Source organism: Nostoc sp. C96 (genome assembly GCF_059384975.1).
Window position 1 is genome coordinate 4083958 of the sequence record NZ_CM182020.1, and the last position, 24856, is coordinate 4108813.

Here is a 24856-nt window from a genome sequence, read left to right on the forward strand (position 1 = left end):
ATAAAAATATCTAGTACAACTTTGTAAAAATTAGCAGACTATCAAAAATGCTGAAAAATTTGGCGTATCTGGATTCTTTACTTTGTACTTTTTATACTGATAGCTATTGGTTCTAGCACATTTTCAATCATCCTGTCATTCAGGAAATACCACAGTAATTCAAGATTAAAAAATGAAAGCCGTAGTTATACGAACTACGGCATTGTGCATTAAATATTCAAAATTTATTTTCGGTATTTACCGAGGTTCAACAGCGTATGCAATCAATTGGCTAAGACGTAAACGCAAGGTTTCTAAGCCTAAACGTTCACTTGCCGAAATGAACACAGCTAAAGGAAATTCTTCCCGTGCTATAGCTAACGTTTCGCTGTCTACTTGATCAATTTTGTTAAAGGCAACCAACGCTGGGCCAGGAGTCACAGGCATGGCGGCAAGAATTTCTCGTACTGAGCGAATGTGACTTAACCAAGCAGGATGAGACAAATCCACTAAATGTAATAAAGCATCAGCTTCTGTGACTTCTTCCAAGGTGGCACGGAAAGCATCCATTAAGGATGCAGGTAATTCGTGAATGAACCCTACTGTATCTGTAATCAGAATTTCTTGGGGTTCATTAGTGTCAGCATGGGGAATTACCAAACGACGTGTAGTTGGGTCAAGGGTAGCAAATAGCTGGTCAGCCGTATAGACTTCAGCGTTAGTCAGGGCATTGAGTGAGGTCGATTTCCCAGCGTTGGTATAACCAACCAAGGCGACTGAAGGAACTTCCCGATGTTGCCGTCGTTGCCGTAACCGCGAACGATGGGCTTGCAACTGGTCGACTTCTTGTTGCAGTCGAGAAATTCGCCGCTGAATTGCCCGGCGTTCTGTTTCTAGTTTGGTTTCACCAGGGCCGCGAGTACCGATACCACCACCTAACCGCGACATTGCTTGTCCTCTACCAGTCAGTCGCGGCAGCATATATCCTAACTGTGCCAGTTCTACTTGCAATTTACCTGCACGGGATTGGGCGCGTTGGGCAAAGATATCCAGAATGACTTCTGTGCGGTCAACTACCCGAATACCAATTTGTGCTTCTAAGTTACGGACTTGGGCGGGTGAGAGGTCGCGGTCGAAGACAACAAGATTACATCCTAGGGTTTGGGCAGTTAAGGCGACTTCTTGCACCTTACCTTCACCGATGACTGTTTGAGGATGAATGCGCGATCGCTTTTGTTGTAATGTCTGTATGACATCACCGCCAGCCGTATCTACTAATCGCCCTAATTCCGCTATGGTGTCGTGAAATTGTTGCGGAGTTAATTCATCTGTCATCACTCCCACAATTAACACGCGGTCATGGTCAGCATCTACTTCCTGGGCAACAAATTCTCGGCGGAATTCTTCTTCTAGTCCTTCCACTAAGTCGATGAAATCTTGTTCTGCCAACATATCCAAGCTCATCGGTGGGGAAATACTAGAGTAAATTGCTGAGTTTTGCGTACCAGGTGCTGAGTTTTGGACTGTTACTAATTGTTTAGTATCTGAGACTAAATGAGCTAAATAAGCTTCTTTGACATAACCTGTCGCACCACCACCACGCCGAGTAAATCCTGTTCCAGTAATATTCAGCAGCACCAACGCGTCTAAACGTTGCATTGCCATAGCTGTCAGGGCTACCTCATTCGGTGGTTCTGATTTGAGATGGGTGGCAATACAGCGAATACCGCTAAGACGTTCTGCACCATAACGAGGCAGTTCTAGCGGTGGGATTTGCGTCTGACGCGGTGTGCCTACCCCAACACGAATCACTTGACCGCGACGGTTGAGATAGGCACACACGGGTTGATTGATTTCTGTGCTAATGGCTGCTAGACGCTGGGAAAACTCAGGCGTTGTGATGCGATCGCCTGGTATACGCTGGTGGTACAGCCGCTGTAGGTGTTTCAGCTGGCTGGACTTTAAACCTTGGAGATTTCCGAAGATAGTCTCTATAGGCGTTTATGACCAGTTAACTGGCCCTCCGAATCCTTCTATTGTCTATTTTACAACAGTTGCTAGGGTACAAGCTCTGTCTTTTGGGGGGTGCGATATGCAGTCAGCTTTCAGGATCTATTCCACCAGAGACTCACTGCTGTTTGCAATTCTTCTGACAACCAGCTATCAAATTGCGGATACACAGGTAACCGCGGCACTAATTCCCACCCCGCTGGTTGTAAAATGTCTCTCAATTCTTGTTCTTGAATATGAGGATAGTCGGGATTCACTTCATCTTTTGGGCTTATTCCGCCTAAATCTCTAGCACCCGCTTTAATACAAGCGAGTAACCATTGCTCATCTTTAACTAGATTTGGCGGAATTTGAATTGTAATTTCTGGCGGTAAAATTTGACGGGCTTTGGTAATCACTGCGGGTAACTGATGGGGGTCAAAACCTGGTGCGTCAAATGTTTGCTGATTTCCCGGACTGTGAGGTTGCAAAATCACTTCTTGAATGTGATGGTGGCGTTGATGAGTCTTAGATATAGCTTCTAAGGTTGTCCACCAATCATCTGCGGTTTCGCCAATTCCTAAAAGCAAACCTGTGGTGAAGGGAATTTGCAATTCTCCCGCCCATTGTAATTGTTGCAGTCTCAATTCTGGGACTTTACTAGGTGCGTAGCGATGTACAGTCTTCAACAGTTCTGGTGTTAACTGTTCCAACATCAAACCCATTGAGACATTGACATTTTTTAACTGTTGCATTTCTGCAAAACTCAGAGGCCCAGCGTTGGTGTGTGGTAAAAAACCCATCGTCAATGCTAATGCACATAAATCATAAATTCGCTGAAACCAGGCCTGACGCTGTGGTGAATTAGGGTGTACCTCACCACTAAGGATCAGAATTTCACAGATTTTCTCATTTTTAAGTTGTTTTAAGATTTCCTCTGCTGCTGATAGCGTCAGCCAAGAACTCTCACCGGGGTTGGCACGAAAGTTGCAGTAAGTACAGCGATTGAAGCACTCGTAAGTTGGAACGATTGTATAAGCAGGGCTGTAGGTAACAATGGCAGAATTAGCATCCGTCATAAAATAGATATCTTGAAGAATTGTAAACGTATCAATTTACCGCAAAACCCTGACTATAACTAGGTATCAGAGCTTTCTACAGGGTAAGTTAAAAATTTTTTCTCAGAATGCTTTACAAAAAGCAATAATTACCTTTAAGATATGTAACAACAGGTGAAAACACCTGAAACATACATAACCAAAGCAATCATAAAGACATGACAGCAACCTTACAACAGCGCCGTAGCGCCAACGTATGGGAGCAGTTCTGCAACTGGATCACCAGCACAAACAACCGCCTATACATCGGCTGGTTCGGCGTATTAATGATCCCAACCTTGCTGGCTGCAACCACCTGCTTCGTAATCGCCTTCATCGCCGCACCCCCAGTAGACATCGATGGTATCCGTGAACCAGTAGCAGGTTCCTTACTCTACGGAAACAACATCATCTCTGGTGCAGTAGTACCTTCCTCCAACGCAATTGGCTTGCACTTCTACCCAATTTGGGAAGCAGCTTCTCTTGATGAGTGGTTGTACAATGGTGGCCCTTACCAATTGGTAATATTCCACTTCCTGATTGGCGTATTCTGCTACCTCGGTCGTGAGTGGGAATTGTCTTACCGTTTGGGTATGCGTCCTTGGATCTGCCTAGCCTTCTCTGCACCAGTAGCAGCAGCAACAGCAGTATTCTTGATCTACCCAATTGGACAAGGTTCATTCTCTGATGGTATGCCCTTGGGTATCTCTGGAACCTTCAACTTCATGATCGTGTTCCAAGCAGAACACAACATCTTGATGCACCCCTTCCACATGTTGGGTGTAGCAGGTGTATTCGGTGGTAGCTTATTCTCCGCAATGCACGGAAGCTTGGTAACATCCTCCTTAGTTCGTGAGACAACCGAAAACGAATCCCAAAACTACGGATACAAATTCGGACAAGAAGAAGAAACCTACAACATCGTTGCAGCACACGGTTACTTCGGTCGCTTGATATTCCAATACGCGTCCTTCAACAACAGCCGTTCCTTGCACTTCTTCTTAGCTGCATGGCCTGTAATTGGAATCTGGTTCACAGCATTGGGCGTAAGCACAATGGCGTTCAACTTGAACGGTTTCAACTTCAACCAGTCTGTGATTGACTCTCAAGGTCGTGTAATTAACACCTGGGCTGATATCATCAACCGCGCTAACTTGGGTATGGAAGTAATGCACGAGCGCAATGCTCACAACTTCCCCTTAGATTTGGCTGCTGGTGATGTTGCTCCTGTTGCACTTCAAGCTCCTGCTATCAATGGTTAATTTTCTGAGACGGTAACGCTAACGTCTCTTTCAGTAGAAAAGTGATAAAAACGCCCTCCAATGGAGGGCGTTTTTATTATGGGTAAAAGCTTTAATATAATCGTTGTCTTGGAGAAGCTCTGAGAATTTCAGCGTTATATAAAGATATTCATGGAACTAAAAGTTCTGCTCAAAAATCACCGGACAATTCGTGCTGTAGGTTTTGACGATGCTCCTTTTATGCGGAACACCAATAAACCTGTAGGGGTTGCAGGTGTTATCTGTGCAGACACTCGCTTTGAAGGTATGGTTTGGGGAGAGATACAAGCTGATGGTTGGGATGCAACCGAAACACTTTGTCAGTTGCTAATTGGGGGCAAATTTTTACCACATCTCCATATAGTGCTGTTAGATGGAATTTCTTTAGGTGGCTTTAATATAGTTGATTTGCCATTGTTAGCCGAAAGATTAGAGCGCCCTTGTATTGCCGTGATGCGAAAGCAACCTAAACTCAACGCGATGATTTACGCAATGCAAAGATTGCCTCATCCAGAAAAACGGCTAGAAACCATACTTCATGCTGGCACTGTCTATGAATATCCACCGTTTTACTTTCAAGTTTATGGTGCAGAACCTGATGTTACGGCTCAAGTGCTTCAGCGACTAACAGACTGTGGTCATGTACCAGAGGCTTTGCGTTTAGCGCATCTGATAACCTCTGCGGTTGTGAAAGGGGAGAGTGGACGACAGGCTTGAAGGAGTGATGGAGATATAAATTACTATTGACTATTGACCTGGGAATTTTGTACAGCCACTTCTTTCAGGATGATCATTGGGCCTGTGTTTTTGAGGAGTTGCATTTCTTGTTCATTCCGTACCAGTAACGCACCAGCGAATCCTAATGAGTTGACAGAAATGGAGTGGAAATGTTCTTGCGATCGCGGTACGATGAACATCCATTCTCTAGTTACTAACAGATTGTAAGCACCAGATGGTTGATTATTATTAACTGCTTCTATCCCAACAGCACTTAATAAATTTTGATATACCTTTAATATAGACTCAGCATAAGTTAGCGGAGATTGCACCCAATTGGGATCTAAATTTGCAAAGGCGTTAACAAAAGGTAATTGCGTTATGCTTCCTACACCATCTTCAAATTCTGCTGATGTTAGTAGTGGTTCAATAGGTGTTTGCACTCCTGAAGTAACTAGTGGTAAAGGTACTATTTGTAAGTGCTTGTGTCGCTGACTAGCGCCTGCGGTTTTACCACTGTTGTAAAAAGCTAAACCATCAAAGTCGGCTAAACATGCTAATAAAGCAGCAAAATCTTCTGGGGTAAGTAGGCTTTCTTGTTCTTCAAATGCGCGGGTGATGATGAGTAGGTGATAGTCAACCACGTTGAATTTATTCAAAATACAGACATGAGTATCGGAAACATCCGCCACAAATAAATCCTTTTCGTAGGGAAGGAAAGGGTTGAACTCCTTACCAGCAGAAGTTTGTTTGTCTTGCTGTTTCTTCGCTGCGTCTTTGCGAACAAGGTTAGATAAAATTCGGACTAAAAAGTTAACACCGTCTTGTTCAACAAATTCAAACTTTGTGGGGATAGACAGTAATGCTCCACATTTTAAAGCATATTCAGTACATTCTTTGACACTTGTCCATAAAGTGCCAGGGTTGAGTAAGATTTCTCCCTGTGCCATTGATGAATTATTTATTTAACATTTATCAGTCTAAATCAGATTCAACACCAAGCTATGGAGAATTGATGAGTATTACTTTTAAAGTAGTACTTATATTTAATTTATGGAAAACAATACATATCTGTAAGGTGGGCATTAACTATTAAATATTTGTTTGATTGAGAGTTTTATTAAAAAAGCCGACCCTAAACCTAGTTCAGAATTCAAACCTGATTGCTGAAAAATTATAGTTTTCTAACGCGTAGGTACGGGAAACACCATCATTTATCTCTGATGAGTAATTGGCAAAGCTAATCAATGGTTAAGAAATATTCGAGAATTTACGAAGTACGGTAAACTGCCATATAAGGCTGAAAAACTACCATTTACAATAAAAGATAACAAGTAACTTAAGGAGCCACCAGGATGCAAACTTCTTTCGATTCTGATAAGCGCAAACTGTTATCATCTCTGTGTCATGGGGCAATTTTCTTTAGTACAACGTTGTTTTCGATTGGTGTACCGATTGTCATTAATATTATTTCGGATGACCCTGTTGTTAAAAGTAATGCTAAAGAATCAATTAATTTCCACTTCAATGTTTGGTTTTGGGCAACCATAATTGGAGTACCAATTGCAGTTTTATCTTGGCTCACTTTTGGGATTGGGGGACTTTTATTCTTTCCCCTTGTAGCTTTGGGCTTTTTATTACACTGGGGGCTGACAATTGTGGCGCTGCTGCACTGTTTTAGCAATCCTGATGAACCGTTCCGTTATCCGTTTATTTTCCGAGTGTTCTAATTGTTATGGGTGTAGATAAAGTTGGTATGAGAAAGGGATGATTTAATCATCCCTTTTTTATTAGATAGATGATATTTCTACTCGCTCACTTGAGCCGGAATTTTCTGAGTTTGCAAGTAACGATAAAGGCGATTTACAGCGTGGAGATGGGCGTACGCTGCGGCTACGACAATATCTGTATCAGATGCTTGTCCAGAAAATATCTTATCTTGATATCTCAAGCGAATTGTGACTGTTCCTAAAGCATCAATTCCGCCAGTTACAGATTGCACAGAAAATTCAATTAATTGATTGGGAATCTGTACTAAGCGGTTGATTACTTGATAGACTGCATCCACTGGCCCTGTACCGACGCTGGCATCTGTGAGAATTTTGCCATCGGGAGTGACAATTGTAATGGTTGCTGTGGGACAAGTGCAGTCACCGCAAATTACTTGGACGTGTTCGAGTTGAAAGCCGCTTTCGGCTTGATTTTGGCTTTCATCCCGCACGATCGCTTCTAAATCCCAATCAGATATCTCTTTTTTCTTGTCTGCAACTTCTTTAAAGCGGTTGAAGGCTTTGTTCAAGTCGGCTTCATTCAGTTCCAAGCCTAATTCTTTCAACCTTGTACGAAAAGCATTTCGTCCTGAGTGTTTACCTAAAACGATACGATTTTCTGGCAATCCAATGGATGCAGCTTCCATGATTTCGTAGGTTTGGCGATGCTTGATGATGCCATCTTGATGAATGCCTGATTCATGGGCGAAGGCATTTGCTCCTACAATTGCTTTATTCGGCTGAATCAACATTCCGGTGAATTGGGAAACTAAGGAAGACGTTTTGTAAATCTCCTGGGTTTTAACGTTGGTGAGTGGTGCATCAGCATCAACAGGACGGCCAAAGTACGGATTGAAGTAATGTTTCCGCACTTGCAAGGCCATAACAATTTCTTCTAATGCAGCATTTCCGGCACGTTCACCAATGCCGTTAATTGTGCATTCTACTTGACGCACGCCATGTTCTATGGCTGCGAAGGCATTGGCTGTTGCCAAACCCAAGTCATTTTGGGTGTGAATGGAAAGAATCACTTGGTCAATATTCGGCACATTTTTCCGAATCCCTTGGATGAGAATTCCCATTTCCTTGGGTGTGCAGTAACCGACGGTATCAGGAATATTGATTGTAGTTGCACCTGCGGCGATCGCTACCTCCAATACCTGATACAAAAATTCTGGTTCTGTCCGACTAGCATCCATTGGTGAGAATTCGACATCTTCTACAAAAGATTTAGCGAATGCAACCATTTCTTGGGCGATCGCTAATACTTCACTGCGCGACTTTTTCAACTGATATTGCAAGTGAATATCAGATGTGGAAATCATTGTGTGAATGCGTGGATGTGCGGCTGGCTTTAAGGCTTCGGCGGCGGCTTGAATATCTTTACGAGTGGCTCTGGCTAAACTGCAAATTATTGGCCCGTCTACTTTTCCTACTTGTTCAGCAATGGTTTTGACGGCTTGAAAATCTCCCGGACTAGCAACGGCAAAACCCGCTTCGATCACATCCACACCCAGGAGAGCTAGTTGATGAGCGATCGCTAATTTCTCTTCTACATTCAGGGTTGCGCCTGGAGATTGTTCGCCATCTCGTAAGGTGGTGTCGAAGATGATAACTCGGTCTGTTGCTTGAGATGCAATGCTCATAAATAGTCTCCCGTTTGGTTAAGGGAATTATTTGTAACCTTGGATATTGTATACAATATTTCTAAAATTGTATACAATATAAAATATGAACTTAAATGATTTAGCAGCCAATGTGCTGCAACAACAACGCAGCACCCCTGATTTAATTGCCGATGCCTTGCGGGAAGCGATTTTACGTGGCATTTTTCAAGAAGGACAATCTCTTAGACAAGATGAAATCGCCACACAATTTGGCGTGAGTCGCATTCCTGTGCGGGAAGCTTTGCGTCAATTAGAAGCGGAAGGTTTAGTGATACTGCATCTCAATCGTGGTGCAATGGTATCGGTTCTCACAGCAAATGAAGCGCAAGAAATTTGTGAGATTCGTAGTGCTTTGGAAGTGAAAGCACTACAATTGGCAATCCCGAAATTAAGCACAGCAGATTTAGAAAAAGCAGCAGTAATTCTCGAAAAAACTGATCAAACCACCGATGTAAGTTTGTTGGCGCAACTTAACTGGGAATTTCACGCCACACTTTACACCAGCGCTGAACGTCCGCGACTATTGGCAATGGTGAAAAACCTGCATATAAATTGCGATCGCTATGTGCGTGTGCAGATGGCACAAATGGATTATCAAAAACGTTCTCAAAAAGAACACTATCAACTTTTAGATGCTTGCAAACAGCGAGATACAAAAACTGCCGTGCGGTTACTAAAACGCCACATCGATACCGCAGGTGAACAGTTAGTTAGTTACTTACTGCAAAAATCTTGAAAGTGATAGTGCTACTTAAAAAGTGATGCAATATTCCCGCAATGATGCAGAGATTAATTTGTTGCAACTTTTATCAAAATTTACATAGGCAACAAATTTTTGTAATCAACATCAAGGTTATTGTTTGGAAGATTACACAACTAAGAATTATTTATTAATACTGGGAAACAGAGAACAATTAATAAATTTATTGTTGAATCCAGACTGTAATTTATTTGAGAAGTCTGGTTACTCTAACATCATATTCAGTGCCTTTTGGATGTTCACTTCTGGCCTGAACCCTTGCCATACCATCTGCCTTTTCTCTTGACTCAGCGCTAATCTCGTATCTTGACGTTCCGCATTGATAGCTATTGTTGGCTTGATCGGTATATTCCTTAATGTCAACCAACACTTCAAAAGTGTGAACCATTGGAACCTCCTAGTGCAAATAGCACTTTGTGGAAATTAATATCCAGTATATGAATACCGATAAGTATCTGTTTGATTAACAATACAATTCTTTATCAAAACTATTAGGAAACTTGCATTAAGAGTTAATACTGATCACTACTTAATAGCTCAACAAAACATGATTCCTTTAATTAACAAATGTTTCAAAGTTAATATATAGGTAACAAATCATAAAAATGAATTACTTATTTAGCGCATAGTCGTTTTCTCAACAATCTGTCAGAATTTATCAATTGCTATAAATAATTGATTTACTTTATTTGGTGAGATAGTGCATTACACCATGACCTTTCATAGGAATCATAATTTGCTCTTGGTGAACTATAATTATGCCAATCTCAGATGGGGACACTTGGCGAGAAATGTTGATGCTTTGTTATGAGCATCTGGGTTATGAATATGTGCGGGTGTTGGTCGAATAATGCCAGCAAACAAATCATCTAATCCGTAAGGTGTAAAAAATTCCCATTCTCCTTGGGTATTTAACCTGACAGCAACAGCAGTTGCTGTGTGTAACCAATCTTGCACTCCATCTTTTGTACTAGTATAAGGACGCTTGCCTGAACGCCACCGAGCAAAACTCGCTTGATTTTTGACATCAAACTTATAGTTAGGGAATTTTGCCGTGAGGCTGGTTTGTGCAGATAGTTCCTGGGAACGGCTACCAGCTTCATCAAAGAAGGCGATATCAAAGTCATTGATGACTAACGCACAGTCTTCGCCAAATATTGCTCGCCAAACGCTATTGCGGACTGCACCCCCAGCTAACCACCAGTCAGGTAGGTTAGTTTGAGCGATCGCCGGTAATACAGTACCGATAGGTGTGTCAGTTAAAATTATTTGTAAATGAGTATTCGGATTCATCGAGAATTATCAGCTAGAATGTGAAGATATTATGAGTTATCTCTGACACAAAGAAAACTCTCATCTATATTTTTTGATAATTTTCATAAATACCGAACTGAAGCTGCTGTTATTTGCGGAAAAATTGCAATTAATTCAGTAGTTTACTAGATGAAATTAAAATTCTCTGTTAGCCATTCACCGTAAATTTCCCGATTACAACTGTGCTAGGCATCAGTGTAGGCTTAAGTTGCCGAATGTTGCTAATTGGCGGGTTAGTTAAATAAAAAAGCAAATCGTTTATTCTTTTTGTGTAAAAAATACAGTCCCGATTGTGCTAGACTTGACAAAATTACTGACAAATTAGAGTTCTTTAACAAAAACGTGCCAATGCTCCACATCAACCTCAATAAAATTGCGGGTAATCACGTAGAGCAAAGCTCTTTTACTGATAATTACAACCAGTATCACAGGCGATCGCTCGTTGATGAAAAAGTTCTAAAGTTGAGTCTCATATCTAAGCATAATAACAGATTAACTCGACAGTGGTTATCTGCCATTGGTAATCAAAGCCGAGGCGATCGCTGTGTAAAAATTAGCCATTACTTCAGCAAACAGCATCTACCATCCTCATTGACAACTGTTGCACAATTACACTAGCTTTCTATTTCAGTACACATCTGGAGTTATACAGGTGCAATGACTAAAGTATTAATCACAAATTTTTTAACTGTCTAGCATTTATCCAGGCAAAAAAAAGCATATTTAATGCTACAAATTTTATGATTAGTAACTTTTAGAGGAGATAAAAGTTGTGATTGAAGCAATTAATTGTGAACTTGTTCAAATTAGAGAAAATAATTGTCGGTCAAAGCAAAATATTGAAAAGAATATAAAAAGTTCGGTATTTTACCCGATATTAAGAATTGGTTAACTTGTTCTTAATAATTAATAAGAACATGAATACATATCATACTGTTAGTACATAATTTCTATTATATGAGCCATTATTTGTGATAAATTAACATGGTTTTCAGTAAGCAACAACTAAAATTATTTAATAAATAACTCAGGAAATTCACAAATGTCTAGACAGGGTGATCGAGCAGACAACATTCGTAAACTTGTAAATAATAGCGCTGTGAAAAAATTACCTAATATTCAGGCTACCTTAAAATTTTGGCGCATTACCTTCCTGGAATCAGTGCCATTTTTACTGGCTTGCGCCGTATTTTTGAGCGTTATCAGCTTAAAAAGCCCATTCCTACTTTTTTGTTTATTAATTGGCAGTTTAATTGTTATATCAATACAACAAATTGGGCAACAAGTCAATTTACCGCAACGCTGGCGCATAGCACTACAAATATTGGCACCAGTCGTCATTCTGAGTTTATTTTGGTTAGATTACTTAGCCGCCCCAGCACAAGCACAATTTTTTGGCAAAGCCGAAAGGTTTTTCAAAACTAACTTAGTACAAGGCTCAACTACTAATAGTGGCGGTACAGAAACAGCAGTTAGTTTAATATTTAACGTCTTGCGAGGCATTTACTTGCTTTATATTGCAGTTTCGTTGATTGGGGTAATTAACGCAGTGCGAAAAGACGAAGATTGGCAAAGTATTGCCAGAACCCCTTTATTAGTTGTCTTAGCTGTCACAATTGCCGATGTTATGACAGGCTTCATAATTGGTAATTAATTCTATGTCTGAAGAACGGGAGCAAGATTTTCGTCCAGTCAATCAAATTTTAGGCGCACAACCATCATTAGGGCCAATTCCTGCCGATCAAATTTTTCCTTGGTTAGTAATTGCCCTAACTGCATACTTTATTGTTAATGGCGTTTTCGGTGGCTTATTCGCCGATGAATTTCAAAAATGGTTGTGGACATTTTTAATAGCAGGTTGGGGAATAGCAACTTGGTGGATATTATCTGGTGGTAGGAGTTGGCGTTTTTTAAGTAAATTTATCGGAGTTCCCACTTGGACTAGAGGCTTTGCTCGTTATCAAAGCTTGCTGGAAATTAATCATGAAGCAAAAAATCGGAAAAAAAAGCATCGGTACCCCAGGAAACGAAAGTAGATTAACTCCATTTGAAGATGCTTTACACCTAGCAACAATGCTACGCATTGGAGTAGATGGACGTGATCTTGGCGCTTATATTTTGGCGAAAGGAACTCAAAGAGATAGATTTTGCTTTGTCTTTGGCTTTGAATGTAAAGGCATCCATACGACTTTAAGATCTGAACAAATAAATACTATATTTAATAATATTGAATCTGGACTAAAAGATATCCCCGAAGGTGAAAGAATGACCTTACATATAGGGTCTTTTAGTTCAGATAAACACCGACAACAAGAACTAGCAGATTTAATCAAACGTTCTCCATCGAATGATATTAAATATTTAGTTATGGCAGAACGAGCCAGAATTAGAGAACTGACTACTTCTGGTATTCGTAAGCCAAAATTTCTGCGAATATATGTAACTTATACTGTAGAACCAAATTCTACCAATGCCGATGATTGGATTGAAAAACTATTGGCGAGAGCAGAATCGTGGTGGTTAAAATTTAAAGGTGAACTCGAAGAAATAGAAAATCAACGGATTGAAACTGTTATTACCGACGCTTATAAACAAGGTTTTTGCCGTTGGGAACAAATATTATCTAATAAAATGGGGTTAGATATTAAACCCTTAAATGCAGAGGAACTTTGGGAAGAAGTCTGGTTGAGATTTAACGATACACCACCCATAGAAATTCCCCAATTACTCACATTAGATGAAACTGGATTACACGAACAAGTTAATTCCGACTTAGCTAGTAGTAAATTGCTGGTTGAGAATATCCACAGTACAACCTTGCTGATGGAATCTAGTGTCCCTTGTGCCGATCGCCGCTGGGTGAACATCAACAATCATTACATCGGTGCGATGGCTTTTCTCGAAAAACCAGGTGGTTGGCCGAATAAATTTTCGCAACTGCGGTACTTATGGGAACTCCTGGCGAGAGAAACTGTAGTGGATACAGAAATTTTTTGCCAGTTAACAGCCGCCAATCCTGCAATTGTCAAAACAACATTACAAAGGGTATTGAAACAATCAAATGTCTCAGCACTTTTGGCACAAGAAAAAAGTAAAACAATTGATGTCAACGCCCAATTAAAATTAAAAAAATCGGTCGCCGCCCAAGAACAATTGTATGAAGGAGCCGTACCGATTCACGCGGGAATTGCCATTTTTGTGCATCGTCCCAGCCAGGCAAAATTAGATGAAGCCATCAGATATATTGAAAACTGTTTTCAACGTCCAGCCCAGGTAATACGAGAAACAGAATATGCTTGGAAAGTTTGGCTGCAATCTTTACCCATAGTGTGGGAAGGATTGTTAGTTAAACCCTTTAACCGCCGACAGTTGTATTTAACCAGTGAAGTGCCAGGATTAATGCCTTTAGTAATGACCAAAGCCGGCGATAAATATGGCTTTGAATTAATTGCTGAAGAAGGCGGCACACCCATACATTTAGATATGTTTAACCAACACAAAAACTTAGCGCTGTTTGCTACTACCCGTGCAGGGAAATCAGTGTTGGTATCGGGAATTTTAACCCAAGCTTTAGCCCATAATATTCCGGTTGTGGCCTTAGATTTCCCTAAACCAGATGGGTCATCTACATTCACCGACTATACCGAGTTTATGGAAGGGAATGGGGCGTACTTTGATATTTCCAAACAATCGAATAACTTATTTGAACAACCAGATTTGCGATCGCTCTCTCCCGAAGAACAACGCGATCGCCTTCTCGATTATGTCGCCTTTCTCGAATCAGCCTTAATGACAATGGTCTTAGGCTCATCTACCGAAAATCAACTCCTCTCTCAAACAGTGCGTTCTCTCCTCAACCTAGCATTGGGAGCCTTCTTTGCTGATGAAGGTATTCAAGAACGATATCGCCTCGCCATTAATGGGGGATTTGGTAGCCCAGAATGGCAAAAAACCCCAACTTTAAACGATTTCCTCTATTTCTGTTCACCAGAACATCTGCGTCTCGATTCTGTGAGTGGTCGAGTCGAAGATGCGCTCAGTCAAATTCAACTACGCTTACGGTTTTGGCTATCCAGTCGTGTAGGACAAGCAATTTCCTCACCATCCAGCTTTCCCACCGATGCTCAACTGCTAGTTTTTGCCCTGCGAAACCTCGCTGATAACGAAGATGCAGCCGTCCTCTCCTTAAGCGCCTATTCTGCCGCTTTGCGCCGCGCCTTAAGTAGCCCAGCGTCTATCTTCTTTATTGATGAAGCGCCAATTCTGTTTGAATTTGACCAAATTGCCGACTTAGTAGGCAGAATTTGTGCCAACGGTGCCAAAGCCGGGATTCGCGTCATCTTATCAGCCCAAGACCCCGATACCATCGCTAAATCCAAAGCCTCATCCAAAATTCTGCAAAACCTATCCACCAGACTCATCGGTCGTATCCAACCAGTTGCAGTTGATAGCTTCGTCAGTATTTTGAAATATCCCCGCGATATTATTGCCCGTAATGCTTCTGAAAGCTTTTTCCCGCGCAAAGAAGGAGTTTACAGCCAATGGTTATTAGATGATAACGGCATTTATACATTTTGCCGTTACTATCCAGGTTACGAACAATTAGCGGTAGTTGCTAATAACCCCAATGAGCAAACTGCTCGGAGAAAAGCAATGCAACAACATAGTGATAAATACGAAGCAATTTCTATCTTTGCTCGTCAGTTATTAGCTTCGCTGCGGAGTGGATAAATTAGCAATTAATCTTAGATATAGGTAAAAATTTATGAGTAAAACAACTTTATTGACATTAGTTTTTTCTAGTTTATTAATTCTGCCCGCAATGGCACAACTAGGTAAGGTCTGGACTGATTTTCAATACTATTCTGTAGATTTACAAAATTATCTCAGAAATAATGTGAATGAAACTTTCCGACCACTAGATATTAGAACTCAAGGTGCGCTCAGTAATTCCAGTGGCGAATTGAATCTACCAGATCCAGTTGCTGCTGGTAAACAAGTACGCAACGAGATTGAGATTAACTCCATATCAGGAAGATATGAAAATAATTCCGCAGTCAATGGTGCCGGGGTGAGTAACGAACTAAATCGCATAGTTACTCGTGGTGCTGTATCTGGTGTTTTGGGTAGAGAAGGACAAACACGCCTAAAAACTAAATTAGAAGATACGGAAAGAAGTATAGAAAGAATTGCTAAGTCAGTTGAAGATGCTGATAGGAGTAGTTTTGCAGATGGACTTATAGAGCAGGCATGTCAGATGTTGGAAAGAGGTTTACAGGGTAGTACAGCAGGTGTAGCGCCTGGTGGTACAGCAGGTGGTTTATGCCAAGCGAATATAGACTTACAAACCGTTAAAATCCTCCAAGAACAAGCAAAAATTAACGCAGAAAATCTCGCTCAAACAATCCAAACAAACCAAACAATACAATACTCAAATTTAAATTTAGCGAATATTTCTCAGCAAGTTGAAGAAACAAACCGCGCTCGTCGGGTTGATTCAGCAGCAGAAGCCGCCAGACTTTTACGGACTTCGGCTCAAATAGATTTGTTTGGGCGCGAACCATGATCATTAATCATAAAAAAATGTAAATTAAAATGCAGCTTTATATTTTACAAGCTTTTCCAGGCATTACAGATACCCTTGAAAATGGAGCAACAACAGCTAAAAGTATCGCTGAAAGTTGGGATAAACAATGGGTAGAGTTATTACAAAATAACACCAGTAATAACTTATATGGAGCTATCACAAATTTAGGTGTGTTCTTTGCCGTTGGTACGCTGTTATTTTTTATGGTGCAATGGCTAAAGGATGTAATTTATAGTGAATATTCTCGCCCCATATCTGGCTTAATTTGGCCTTTTGTTGTCGTAGTTTTATTAAGTAACCCTGGCGGTGGAAGCGTGCTTTCTAACCTCACTTTAGGGGTGAGAAATTTTATCAATGTAGTGAATCAGCAAGTAGTTACCACAGCAGATACAGAACAAACTTATCAGCAAGCAATCAACATGAGTGTAGCGGAAGAGGTAGCAGGTTCGTTACTGCGTCCTTGTCAAGCACTCACTGGTCAACAACAAACTGACTGTTTGAATAAAGCCACTGAACAAATTGATGACCTATGGCAAGAATATAGAAATAGATACGGTAATAGAACTTGGATAGATAGATTAGAGAATCAAGTTAATCAAATTAAATTTGGTACAGGAATTATTACTGATACCGCATTTAATGCACTGTTAGGCAATACAGGACAAACAACTATTAAAAACTTTTTAATTTCACTACAATATGCTTTTCAAAATTTACTAGAAGCTACGATGTTATTGATAGCAGCTTTAGGCCCCATAGCCGTAGGCGCTTCATTATTACCTGGGGCGGGAAAGCCGATTTTTGCTTGGATGACAGGGTTTTTAGCGGCGGGAATTGCTAAAATTTCGTTTAATATTGTTGCAGCATTAACAGCAGCAGTAATTATTAACGGGCCGGGACAAGATATCAATGCCAGCCCTGATTTAATGTGGTTTATTATCTTTTTAGGAATTTTAGCACCGTTGTTATCGTTGTTTTTAGCTGCGGCAGGAGGGTTTGCAGTTTTTAGCGCTATTAGTAATACTGAAACTTTGGTGAAGAATCGAATCTGAATTCTGACTCCTGACTTCTGAATTCTTAGCAGGTGATCGTATGGTCAATTTACTTAAAAAAAGACAACAAAAACAAACAGGAAGTGTATTGACAACTTTTGCGATCGCTACTTTCAGTTTGCAAATATTAGTGTTAACTTTATTTATTATTCAAGGCTTAAATATCCGCCAACTGAGTCTGAGAAAACCACCTAACTTTGTACAGATGATTGATGGTAAGTCACCTAGCGCAACTGATGACTTAGAAAGGGACACCGAAACGATTAGCAGATTTGTCAGTAAAACCATGACCACCATGTTTAACTGGTCAGGAAACTTACCCCCCCAAACTATTGAAGAAGTCGCTAAACCTAAACCCGATCCAGGAATACAGGTGCGGACTGTCAAAGGTGGTAATAGAAACGTCACAACTAGCACATGGATAGCTAGTTTTGCTATTGCTGAAGATTTTCGTAAAGGTTTATTAAGTGCGATCGCCGAACTAACACCCCCAGAAGTCTTTGCCAACAACACCAGCCAAAGCATCACCGCCCAGTTAGTCATCAAACGCCTCTATCCGCCTCAAAAAATCGCTCCAGGTAAATGGCGTGTAGGGATGGTAGCTGACTTAGTACAAACCAAACGTTCTGACAATCGTCGAAGAGTCACAGCATTTAATAAAGATTTATTAGTTCGTGCAGTAGATTATTTTCCCTATCCTCTTAATGAAAATAGTACAGACCTACAAAAAGCCATATATAGCACGCGTACAGACAAATTAGAAATTTATGAAATTCGGAATTTATGTTTAATAGATGAATACAATAACCCAGAAGATAAAACTAATCAATGTCTCAATCAGAAACCAATCAGTAGTTTTCTAAGGTAAATTTTATATAAATAGTATTCATGCAAATACTCAAAACAGAAAACAAAAAAAGCAACATTTTACCTTTATTTGCCGTCGCCACATTCGGCTTAAATGTATTTGCCTTACTGCTATTAATGTTTCATGGGTCAATGTTACAGGCGCTGAAACAACAATTAACACCACAAAGTTTAGTACAACTTATAGACGGTCAAGCCATCACAGTAGATCCTAAACCAAGCATTGAAAGATATCCCGAAACAATTCGGCGGTTTGTTGGGGAAACCATAAGCCTCATGCTTACTTGGTCAGAACAACAACCACCGCAAACAGCTTGGGATATTAGTTCTCAGATGGTATCTAATAACATTAAACAAAAACTACTTTTAGAACTGACAAATTTAAAATCAGGCTCACAATTCCAAAATATTAATAAAGGAAGTGAATATGTATTAGTAATTGATAGTATTTCCCAGCCTACTAAAATAACAGAGGGAGCTTGGAAATTAGAAGTGTATGCTCATCAATTAAGTTTTACCAATTATGACAAACTAGGACAATCAAGTCCTTTTAATAAACAAATTTTAGTCCGAGTTGTCGATGAAGCATTAACATCATTACCAGACAAACCACTGTCTTGGCATTTAGCTGCTTACCGCCTTGGCGAAGCGAGATTAGAAATTTACAATATATGTGACATAAAAGACAAAAATTGTTCTTAAACATTATCACCAAAACTATATACCATGACTTCTTATTCCATTTCTTCAGAACTTTCTTCTCAAAATCTTGTGAATCGCCCTCAGACTGATTCACAAAAACAAACAGAATCTGCCGATTGGGAATCAAAAATCGCTAGATTAGTAGGTTTTGAAGACGAATCAAAAACTGTGAATGTCGAAGCCACAGAAGAGACAGACATTCCAGAGGCTTTGACTACTGAACCGCCAGAAATTAAACACACCCAACCTCTATCTGCAAATCCTTTTGCCAAATTAACTTTAGTCGGCTCCGCCACCTTAGTAGTAGTTTTATTAGCTGGTGGTTTTTTATCTCAACTTATGAGTGGTAGCAGTCAAAAGTCAAATAGCAATCCTGTTTCTGTTCCCACTCCATCCACAACCGCCACTACTACCCGCCAGCAAGACTTACAACAAGAAATTGAAGACTTAAAAACAAAATTAGCTCTCGCTGAACAAGCAGATGAAGTAACAGCCTCTCAACAAAGTCTCAGAAATCCAGTCAGATTAGTTTCGTCAGTAGATACCAGACCTAACCGCACAGCCACAGTCAGAAATGTTCGCCCAGCAGTGCAAACACCAGCCCAGGTAGTGTATATTCCCCGTCCAATTAATCCGGCTATAGAAAGGCCTGCTGTTGTACCAGCTATCCCCGAAAGTCGCACAGTCCCAGAATTTTCTCCACCACCACAACCAGTAGTTAACACTCCACCTGCTCCACCAGATCCGCTGCAAGAATGGGCAAAGTTAGCTAAATTAGGCAGTTATGGTCAGGTTTCGACAACTGGAACATCCGGAGTGAATATCAGTCAAGTTCCTCCAGCCAACAACAACAATACTGTGACCTCGCCAGAAGTAACACAACCCCAAACTCAACCACAACCTCAGACTAATCCTGGACTTAGCCCAGGACAAACTCAAGGCCCGAAAACTGTAGCTGTGGGTACTAGTACTAAGGCTGTGGTAGCTACAGCCATTTTTGGAGAAACTACTAGAACCAGAGGTAATGACAAAGATGATGATGAAGATAAAAATGTCTTTGTCATTCAATTAAAACAACCTTTAAAATCTATCGATGGTCAGGTTGCGATTCCAGCAAAAACTGAGTTATTGGCGGAAATTAAATCTCTGTCTGATCAAGGTCTGTTACAGTTAAATGTCACAAAAATTGTCTCGCAAAAAGACGGTGTTTTGACAGAAACAACCTTACCCAAAAATGCGATTATTATTCGTGGTGTTAGAGGTAGACCTTTAATAGCAAATAAATTTCCTAATGCCAGTGGAGCTATTGCAAGCATGGATTTAGGGTTATTTGTCTTGGGTGGTATTGGTAAAGCCGCAGAGTTATTTAACCGTACAGAGGCTCAAGTTGTCACAACAACTGCTACAGGTACGATTGTAAGTAATACTAATCCCCGACGTAACCTTTTAGCTGGGGTATTAGAAGGTGGGTTTAACTCTGTAATTCCCCAAATTTCCCAACGTAATCAACAGGCAATTGCCCAATTAACCCAACAAACTAACGTGTGGTTTATAGCTGCTGGTAAAGAAGTTGAGGTATACGTTAATCAACAACTACAGTTTTAATTTTTAATCTTGACTTAGTTTAGCGATCGCAGTCATGAAAAATGCCAACGCCCCTAATTTTTTCTCTCTGGCCTCCGTAATTATTTCATCTGGAATTATATTATTGGCTGGCCGAGCCATAGCCCAGAATGTAGTTTTGCGTTCTATGCTTTCCTGTCAAGCACAAGGTTTAAGTGGCGTAGTGCCAACTATCACAGTTTCTTATGTACAGGGTACAAATTTAAGCTTTTTACCAGCTGGCGAAACAATTAAAAAAGTTTGGTTAAATGACCCATCACAAGTAACCATAGATTTTGATGGGCCAGTCTGTACCCAGTTTGGGCAAAATCAAAATTTCAATTCTGGAGATTGTAAAAACTCCGCCGCCAATGTCATTCAAATGAGGCGCATTCCTAAACTAAAAATTCCCGGACTGCCAAACACAGATAAAACACTTTTAACAGTGATTACAGAAGGGCAAGGTAAAAGTAAGCTATACACTTTTCGAGTACTTTATACAGATTCTGATCCTGGATATCATACTTTAGCAATTTATGGTGATGAATCTTCCACCGATGGGCAATCTCCTTGTCTCAAAAATCCTCGGTGAAAACTGCAAAAACCACACAATACACAGGTAAGAGCGCAAGGATTTACGCTCTTACCATGATAAAAATCTATTCAGCAACTGCCATAACTAGAACACAATATTATTCATTAATTCTTTGGCTCTGAGGGAGCCGCAGCAGGCGCAGACTCAGATTGTGGTCGAGAACGGCGCAAAGCATTCCGCAACTTACTACTACTATCAGAATTTGCCGCAGAATCTGGACGGCGGCGACGACGCACTTTTGGTGCATTATTTTCACCACTGGATGTGGCTGCTTCGCTTGGGCGTGGCTGTGACGTATTCCTGTTTGTCCGTTGACGCAACTGACGACGCAGCGGAGTATTTTCTGATGTAGATGCTGATTCTCGTCTCTGCCTTGTTTCTGGAGGAACATCAACAATAGTTCCCGATGTTAAACGCCGCCTGCGTCTAGGAGTTTCACTAGCTTCACTTTGATTAGCTGTGGCTGTTGGTTGATTTCTTTGTTCCGCTTCTCTGGCTTGTCTTTGTCGCTTGCGTTCTTGAGCTTCTCGATATCGTCGTGAGCCTCGGATAGCATAATTAGTTTCAATTGATACTCCTTGTCTACCAGCCTCACTCGGCTTCAGTTTCCATTCACGGGCTTGTCTGAGATGCGCTTCGTCTAGCTCTCGGTTGCCACTTGAACGGGTTAATCTGACATTAGTTACATTACCACTAGCATCTGTATCAACTGCAACACCAACATTCCCTTCAATACCGCGTCGTCTTGCTTGTTCTGGATATTTATTATCGCACTGACGGCAGGCAGCACGGCCATTACCATTACTACGATTGGTTGGTGCTTCAATTTTTGGTTGCCTTGGAGCTACTGCTACTGGATTAGCATTACCAGTACCAGTGCCTGTACCAGTACCTGTACCATTACCATTACCGATGCCAGTGCCAGTACCACTGCCACTGCCAGTACCTGTGCCAGTACCTGTACCTGTGCCATTACCATTACCGATACCAGTGCCAGTACCACTGCCACTACCAACACCTACACCACTCCCACTCCCAGTTAAAATTCCCGTGCCACCACTCGATCCTGAACTGCCACCGTTATTAGTGCTGGTTGATTCAGATGTAGTACTAGAACTACCACCAGTGTTTGTAGATGTTTGTGTAGTTTTGGAAGTAGTAGTGGTTGAAGGTTTATCTGATGGGACGGTTTGCTTTGGTTGCCGTTGAACAGGCTGAGTTTGAGGCTTTTCAACAAATTTCTGGACTGGAGCGATCGCTATTGACTGTTGTTGAGGAATAACAGGTGACTTTTCGGGAATCTGAGTTTCAGTCCGAGACACAACTTGATCAGGCGGTTCCTGTTTTTCTTCTATCGGAGTTTTTTCTATTTCTGGAGCCGGAGTATCAGCGATCGCTATTTCTATGGGTTCATTATCTCCGTCTACAGGTACTCTTGCCAAAAAGTTGCCTATACCAGAACCTAGTAGGGCAATATGCAATGCCAGGGAACCCACCAAACTGTAACCTAGAAAAAACCTCAGAGCCTGAGCTTCTTTAGAACGTTGCTCAACAGCAATGCTGGAAAAGCTCATAGTTATTGCCACCTATTATCACTAAACCCTGTAATCTTATAATGACCTTTTACAAATATCAAGCCAAAAATTCTGACTAAGTTGCTTTTTCAGAGCTACAAGACTCTTGCTAATTGAGATTTTTAGGAAAATTCAGCTTTTGCAAGATATTACTTCTGTTAAGAACAATATACTTTGAGAAAATAAATATCAATTAAGGTGAACAGTATTTGACAAAAACTATCACTTGACTTAGATAAATAAAAAATTGGAGTAGGTTGTGCTACTCCAAAAAAATCACGCAGTACCTGGTAAATTAAAATCTAGAAAGGACGGCTACCCGCAAGGCTAACGCGCTTCATGACTCGGCGCTCATTTGCATCAAACGCTTGACGGTAGTGTAAAGTAGCTTGATTGTCCCAAAAAACAATATCACCGACAGACCATTTATGTTGGTAGTAAAACTGCGGCTGATTTAAATGTTCTCGCAACTGTTCGATGAGTTCTGCACCCTCTTCTGGTTCTAAACCGACGACTTCAACTTCTGTAGCATAGTCCAAATAAAGTATTTTTTTACCGCTTTCAGGATGTGTTCTGACCAGAGGATGAGGGAAAACAGGACTAATTAACGGAATATTGCGGTCAAGACGATATTTAGTTTTGGGTGCGTTACGTTCCCGTAAAAATGGATTGTAGGTAATTAACTGTAAATCTGCAATTCGGCGTTTAGTTGCTTCATCCAAAGTTTCATAAGCCAAATTGAGGTTTAACCAATAAGTATCACCACCTTGGCTGGGAACTTCCAAAGCATAAAGCAACGAACCAGCAGAAGGACGGGGAGTCCAATGGTGGTCGGAATGGAAGGCTAATTCTCCCGTACCTGTATAACCACCATCGACATTAGAAACGTTAATCACTACAGGAGTGACACCTGGTTGAGAAGCCAACACAGGAACATCATCTGGTGGTACATATAGGTCGCCAAAGTAATATGCAAAATTCAACAGTTGCTCATCTGTCAGCTTTTGATTTTTGAAGATTAAAATGTGGCGATCGCGCAAAGTTTGCTTCAGTTGTAAAATTACTTCTGGTGTAACAGGTTGACTAGCATCCAACCCAGTTACTACCGCACCCAAAGGCGCATTAAGCGGCGTAACTTTTACTTCTGTTAACGTTAATGTTGGCATAACATCTCCTCACTTTTAACTAGAAACTTTCTTACTTTTTCGCTAACACATCCGAGGGAGTGATTTTGGCGTATTCTTCGGGAGTCAAAAATCCATCTCTGACATTCACTTTCTTAGGTATTTGACCCAAGCTGTACCATTTATCAGCAACTTCTTGTTGTTTAGCAATCACTTGCTCAGTAATTGGTCGCAGACCATAGTCATACTTAGCGTGCATAATTTCGAGAGTAGGTACATCAAGCTGAGTAACTGGAGCTAATAACTGCGCTACTTCTTCACGATGTTCTTTAGTCCAAAGATCAGCTTTTTCTAGCTCTTCTAAAAATGCTTTAATCACATCAGGATGTGCTTGATAAAACTGTTTTGTAGTCGAGTAAAAATTGCCTGTATCTCGCAAATTACCACCATCTACCAACACCCGACCAACTTTCTTTTGTTCGGCTCTAGTCACAAATGGTTCCCAGATAAACCAACCATCAACTTTACCTTGACTAAAGGCTACATTAGCATCTGGAGGTGGTAAGAAAACTGACTGCACATCACTTAATTTTAGTCCTACTGATTCTAATGCTTTAACTAAAAGATAGTGACCAATTGATGCTTTTTGAAAAGCAACTTTTTTACCTTTTAAATCAGCAATAGCTTTCACAGGAGAGTTTGTGGGAACTAACAGCGAGACAGCTTTACCGCTAAAAGATGTAGTAGCTAGATACACAAGAGGTGTTCCTGCTGCTTGTGCAAATATTGGAGGTGATTCTGCTGTAGAAGCAATGTCAAGTCCGTTAGCATTGAGCGCCTCTAACTGTTGCGGCCCAGCAGCAAATTCCGGCCACTCTACTTTAAAACCCAATGGTTCTAATCTTTTTTCTAAATTACCTTGCTTTTCTAAAACCGCTAGTGCAGAAAGTTGCTTTGACCGGACAATTCTTACTACTTGTTTTGCAGCATTACTTGGTGCGCTTGCTTGCTGTTGAGTATTATCAGAAGATGCGTTACAACTCAACAGAGTAGTTGATAGTACCAAACAGTAACCAACTATAAATAGTAGAGAACGACGGGCTATTTTTAAACGTTGCCAAAAATTAAATTTTGTTGGAAAACCTGGCATAAGCTCTTTTACGGAAAAAATATGGATAGAA

General features: G+C 40.8%; 23 protein-coding genes. 14 read left to right on the plus strand and 9 right to left on the minus strand.

All coding sequences use genetic code 11. From position 1 onward, the window contains the following. Positions 1-237: 237 nt before the first annotated feature. Positions 238-1974, minus strand: coding sequence for a GTPase HflX (gene hflX, locus AC504W_RS17475; RefSeq protein ID WP_103125990.1), 1737 nt, complete (start codon positions 1972-1974; stop codon positions 238-240). Positions 1975-2084: 110 nt separating this feature from the next. Then, the gene (gene cofG / locus AC504W_RS17480) at positions 2085-3047 is read right to left on the minus strand and encodes a 7,8-didemethyl-8-hydroxy-5-deazariboflavin synthase subunit CofG (RefSeq protein ID WP_494873531.1); all 963 of its coding nucleotides are present in this window, start codon (positions 3045-3047) and stop codon (positions 2085-2087) included. 197 nt (positions 3048-3244) lie between these two features. Between cofG and psbA the strand changes: the two genes are divergently transcribed. Then, positions 3245-4327 carry a photosystem II q(b) protein gene (psbA, locus tag AC504W_RS17485; RefSeq protein WP_494873532.1) on the plus strand — a complete coding sequence of 361 codons (1083 nt, stop codon included), beginning with the start codon at positions 3245-3247 and terminating at the stop codon, positions 4325-4327. A 150-nt stretch (positions 4328-4477) separates the two neighbouring features. Further along, positions 4478-5062, plus strand: coding sequence for an endonuclease dU (locus tag AC504W_RS17490; protein ID WP_494873533.1), 585 nt, complete (start codon positions 4478-4480; stop codon positions 5060-5062). A gap of 23 nt (positions 5063-5085) precedes the next feature. On the opposite strand, the gene AC504W_RS17495 is transcribed toward AC504W_RS17490, so the two are convergent. Continuing rightward, positions 5086-6012 carry an ATP adenylyltransferase family protein gene (locus AC504W_RS17495; protein WP_494879370.1) on the minus strand — a complete coding sequence of 309 codons (927 nt, stop codon included), beginning with the start codon at positions 6010-6012 and terminating at the stop codon, positions 5086-5088. Between the two features lie 405 nt (positions 6013-6417). On the opposite strand from AC504W_RS17495, the gene AC504W_RS17500 reads away from it, so the two are divergent. Further along, entirely contained in the window at positions 6418-6792 is a 375-nt protein-coding gene (locus AC504W_RS17500) for a DUF4870 domain-containing protein (protein WP_494873535.1), read from the plus strand. A gap of 77 nt (positions 6793-6869) precedes the next feature. Here the strand turns inward: AC504W_RS17500 and AC504W_RS17505 are convergent, their stop codons facing one another. Continuing rightward, the gene (locus AC504W_RS17505; protein ID WP_494873536.1) at positions 6870-8477 is read right to left on the minus strand and encodes a 2-isopropylmalate synthase; all 1608 of its coding nucleotides are present in this window, start codon (positions 8475-8477) and stop codon (positions 6870-6872) included. Between the two features lie 85 nt (positions 8478-8562). On the opposite strand from AC504W_RS17505, the gene AC504W_RS17510 reads away from it, so the two are divergent. Continuing rightward, the gene (locus tag AC504W_RS17510; protein WP_494873537.1) at positions 8563-9234 is read left to right on the plus strand and encodes a GntR family transcriptional regulator; all 672 of its coding nucleotides are present in this window, start codon (positions 8563-8565) and stop codon (positions 9232-9234) included. 211 nt (positions 9235-9445) lie between these two features. Here the strand turns inward: AC504W_RS17510 and AC504W_RS17515 are convergent, their stop codons facing one another. Both AC504W_RS17515 and AC504W_RS17520 read right to left on the minus strand, forming a co-directional pair. Then, on the minus strand, positions 9446-9646 hold the full coding sequence (locus tag AC504W_RS17515) for a hypothetical protein (protein WP_096578439.1): 201 nt from the start codon (positions 9644-9646) through the stop codon (positions 9446-9448). A 368-nt stretch (positions 9647-10014) separates the two neighbouring features. Beyond that, the gene (locus AC504W_RS17520; protein WP_494873538.1) at positions 10015-10551 is read right to left on the minus strand and encodes a nucleotidyltransferase family protein; all 537 of its coding nucleotides are present in this window, start codon (positions 10549-10551) and stop codon (positions 10015-10017) included. A gap of 369 nt (positions 10552-10920) precedes the next feature. Between AC504W_RS17520 and AC504W_RS17525 the strand changes: the two genes are divergently transcribed. The 10 genes from AC504W_RS17525 (at position 10921) to AC504W_RS17570 (ending at position 20974) form a co-directional block, all read left to right on the plus strand. Continuing rightward, entirely contained in the window at positions 10921-11190 is a 270-nt protein-coding gene (locus AC504W_RS17525; RefSeq protein WP_494873539.1) for a hypothetical protein, read from the plus strand. A 424-nt stretch (positions 11191-11614) separates the two neighbouring features. Further along, positions 11615-12226, plus strand: coding sequence for a hypothetical protein (locus tag AC504W_RS17530; protein ID WP_494873540.1), 612 nt, complete (start codon positions 11615-11617; stop codon positions 12224-12226). A gap of 4 nt (positions 12227-12230) precedes the next feature. Next, positions 12231-12608: a hypothetical protein gene (locus tag AC504W_RS17535; RefSeq protein WP_015115253.1), complete on the plus strand. Its 378-nt coding sequence runs from the start codon at positions 12231-12233 to the stop codon at positions 12606-12608. Continuing rightward, the gene (locus tag AC504W_RS17540) at positions 12556-15303 is read left to right on the plus strand and encodes a putative type IV secretion/conjugal transfer ATPase (RefSeq protein WP_494873541.1); all 2748 of its coding nucleotides are present in this window, start codon (positions 12556-12558) and stop codon (positions 15301-15303) included. The genes AC504W_RS17535 and AC504W_RS17540 overlap by 53 nt, the downstream gene beginning before the upstream one ends. 34 nt (positions 15304-15337) lie before the next feature. After that, the gene (locus tag AC504W_RS17545; protein ID WP_494873542.1) at positions 15338-16138 is read left to right on the plus strand and encodes a hypothetical protein; all 801 of its coding nucleotides are present in this window, start codon (positions 15338-15340) and stop codon (positions 16136-16138) included. A 29-nt stretch (positions 16139-16167) separates the two neighbouring features. Continuing rightward, positions 16168-17211 (plus strand): hypothetical protein, encoded by a 1044-nt coding sequence (locus AC504W_RS17550; protein ID WP_494873544.1) that lies wholly within the window; start codon positions 16168-16170, stop codon positions 17209-17211. A gap of 40 nt (positions 17212-17251) precedes the next feature. Further along, positions 17252-18079, plus strand: a complete 828-nt coding sequence (locus AC504W_RS17555) for a hypothetical protein (protein WP_494873545.1) — start codon at positions 17252-17254, stop codon at positions 18077-18079. A gap of 20 nt (positions 18080-18099) precedes the next feature. After that, positions 18100-18780: a hypothetical protein gene (locus tag AC504W_RS17560; protein WP_096578453.1), complete on the plus strand. Its 681-nt coding sequence runs from the start codon at positions 18100-18102 to the stop codon at positions 18778-18780. 24 nt (positions 18781-18804) lie between these two features. After that, positions 18805-20385: a TrbI/VirB10 family protein gene (locus AC504W_RS17565; RefSeq protein ID WP_494873546.1), complete on the plus strand. Its 1581-nt coding sequence runs from the start codon at positions 18805-18807 to the stop codon at positions 20383-20385. Positions 20386-20419: 34 nt separating this feature from the next. Then, positions 20420-20974 carry a hypothetical protein gene (locus AC504W_RS17570; RefSeq protein ID WP_494873547.1) on the plus strand — a complete coding sequence of 185 codons (555 nt, stop codon included), beginning with the start codon at positions 20420-20422 and terminating at the stop codon, positions 20972-20974. A gap of 107 nt (positions 20975-21081) precedes the next feature. On the opposite strand, the gene AC504W_RS17575 is transcribed toward AC504W_RS17570, so the two are convergent. The 3 genes from AC504W_RS17575 to AC504W_RS17585 all read right to left on the minus strand — a co-directional run bounded on the left by AC504W_RS17575 (position 21082) and on the right by AC504W_RS17585 (position 24825). Continuing rightward, entirely contained in the window at positions 21082-22551 is a 1470-nt protein-coding gene (locus AC504W_RS17575) for an energy transducer TonB (protein ID WP_494873548.1), read from the minus strand. A gap of 302 nt (positions 22552-22853) precedes the next feature. After that, positions 22854-23717: a TauD/TfdA dioxygenase family protein gene (locus AC504W_RS17580; RefSeq protein WP_494873549.1), complete on the minus strand. Its 864-nt coding sequence runs from the start codon at positions 23715-23717 to the stop codon at positions 22854-22856. 31 nt (positions 23718-23748) lie between these two features. Then, positions 23749-24825, minus strand: coding sequence for an aliphatic sulfonate ABC transporter substrate-binding protein (locus AC504W_RS17585; RefSeq protein ID WP_494873550.1), 1077 nt, complete (start codon positions 24823-24825; stop codon positions 23749-23751). Positions 24826-24856: the final 31 nt, after the last annotated feature.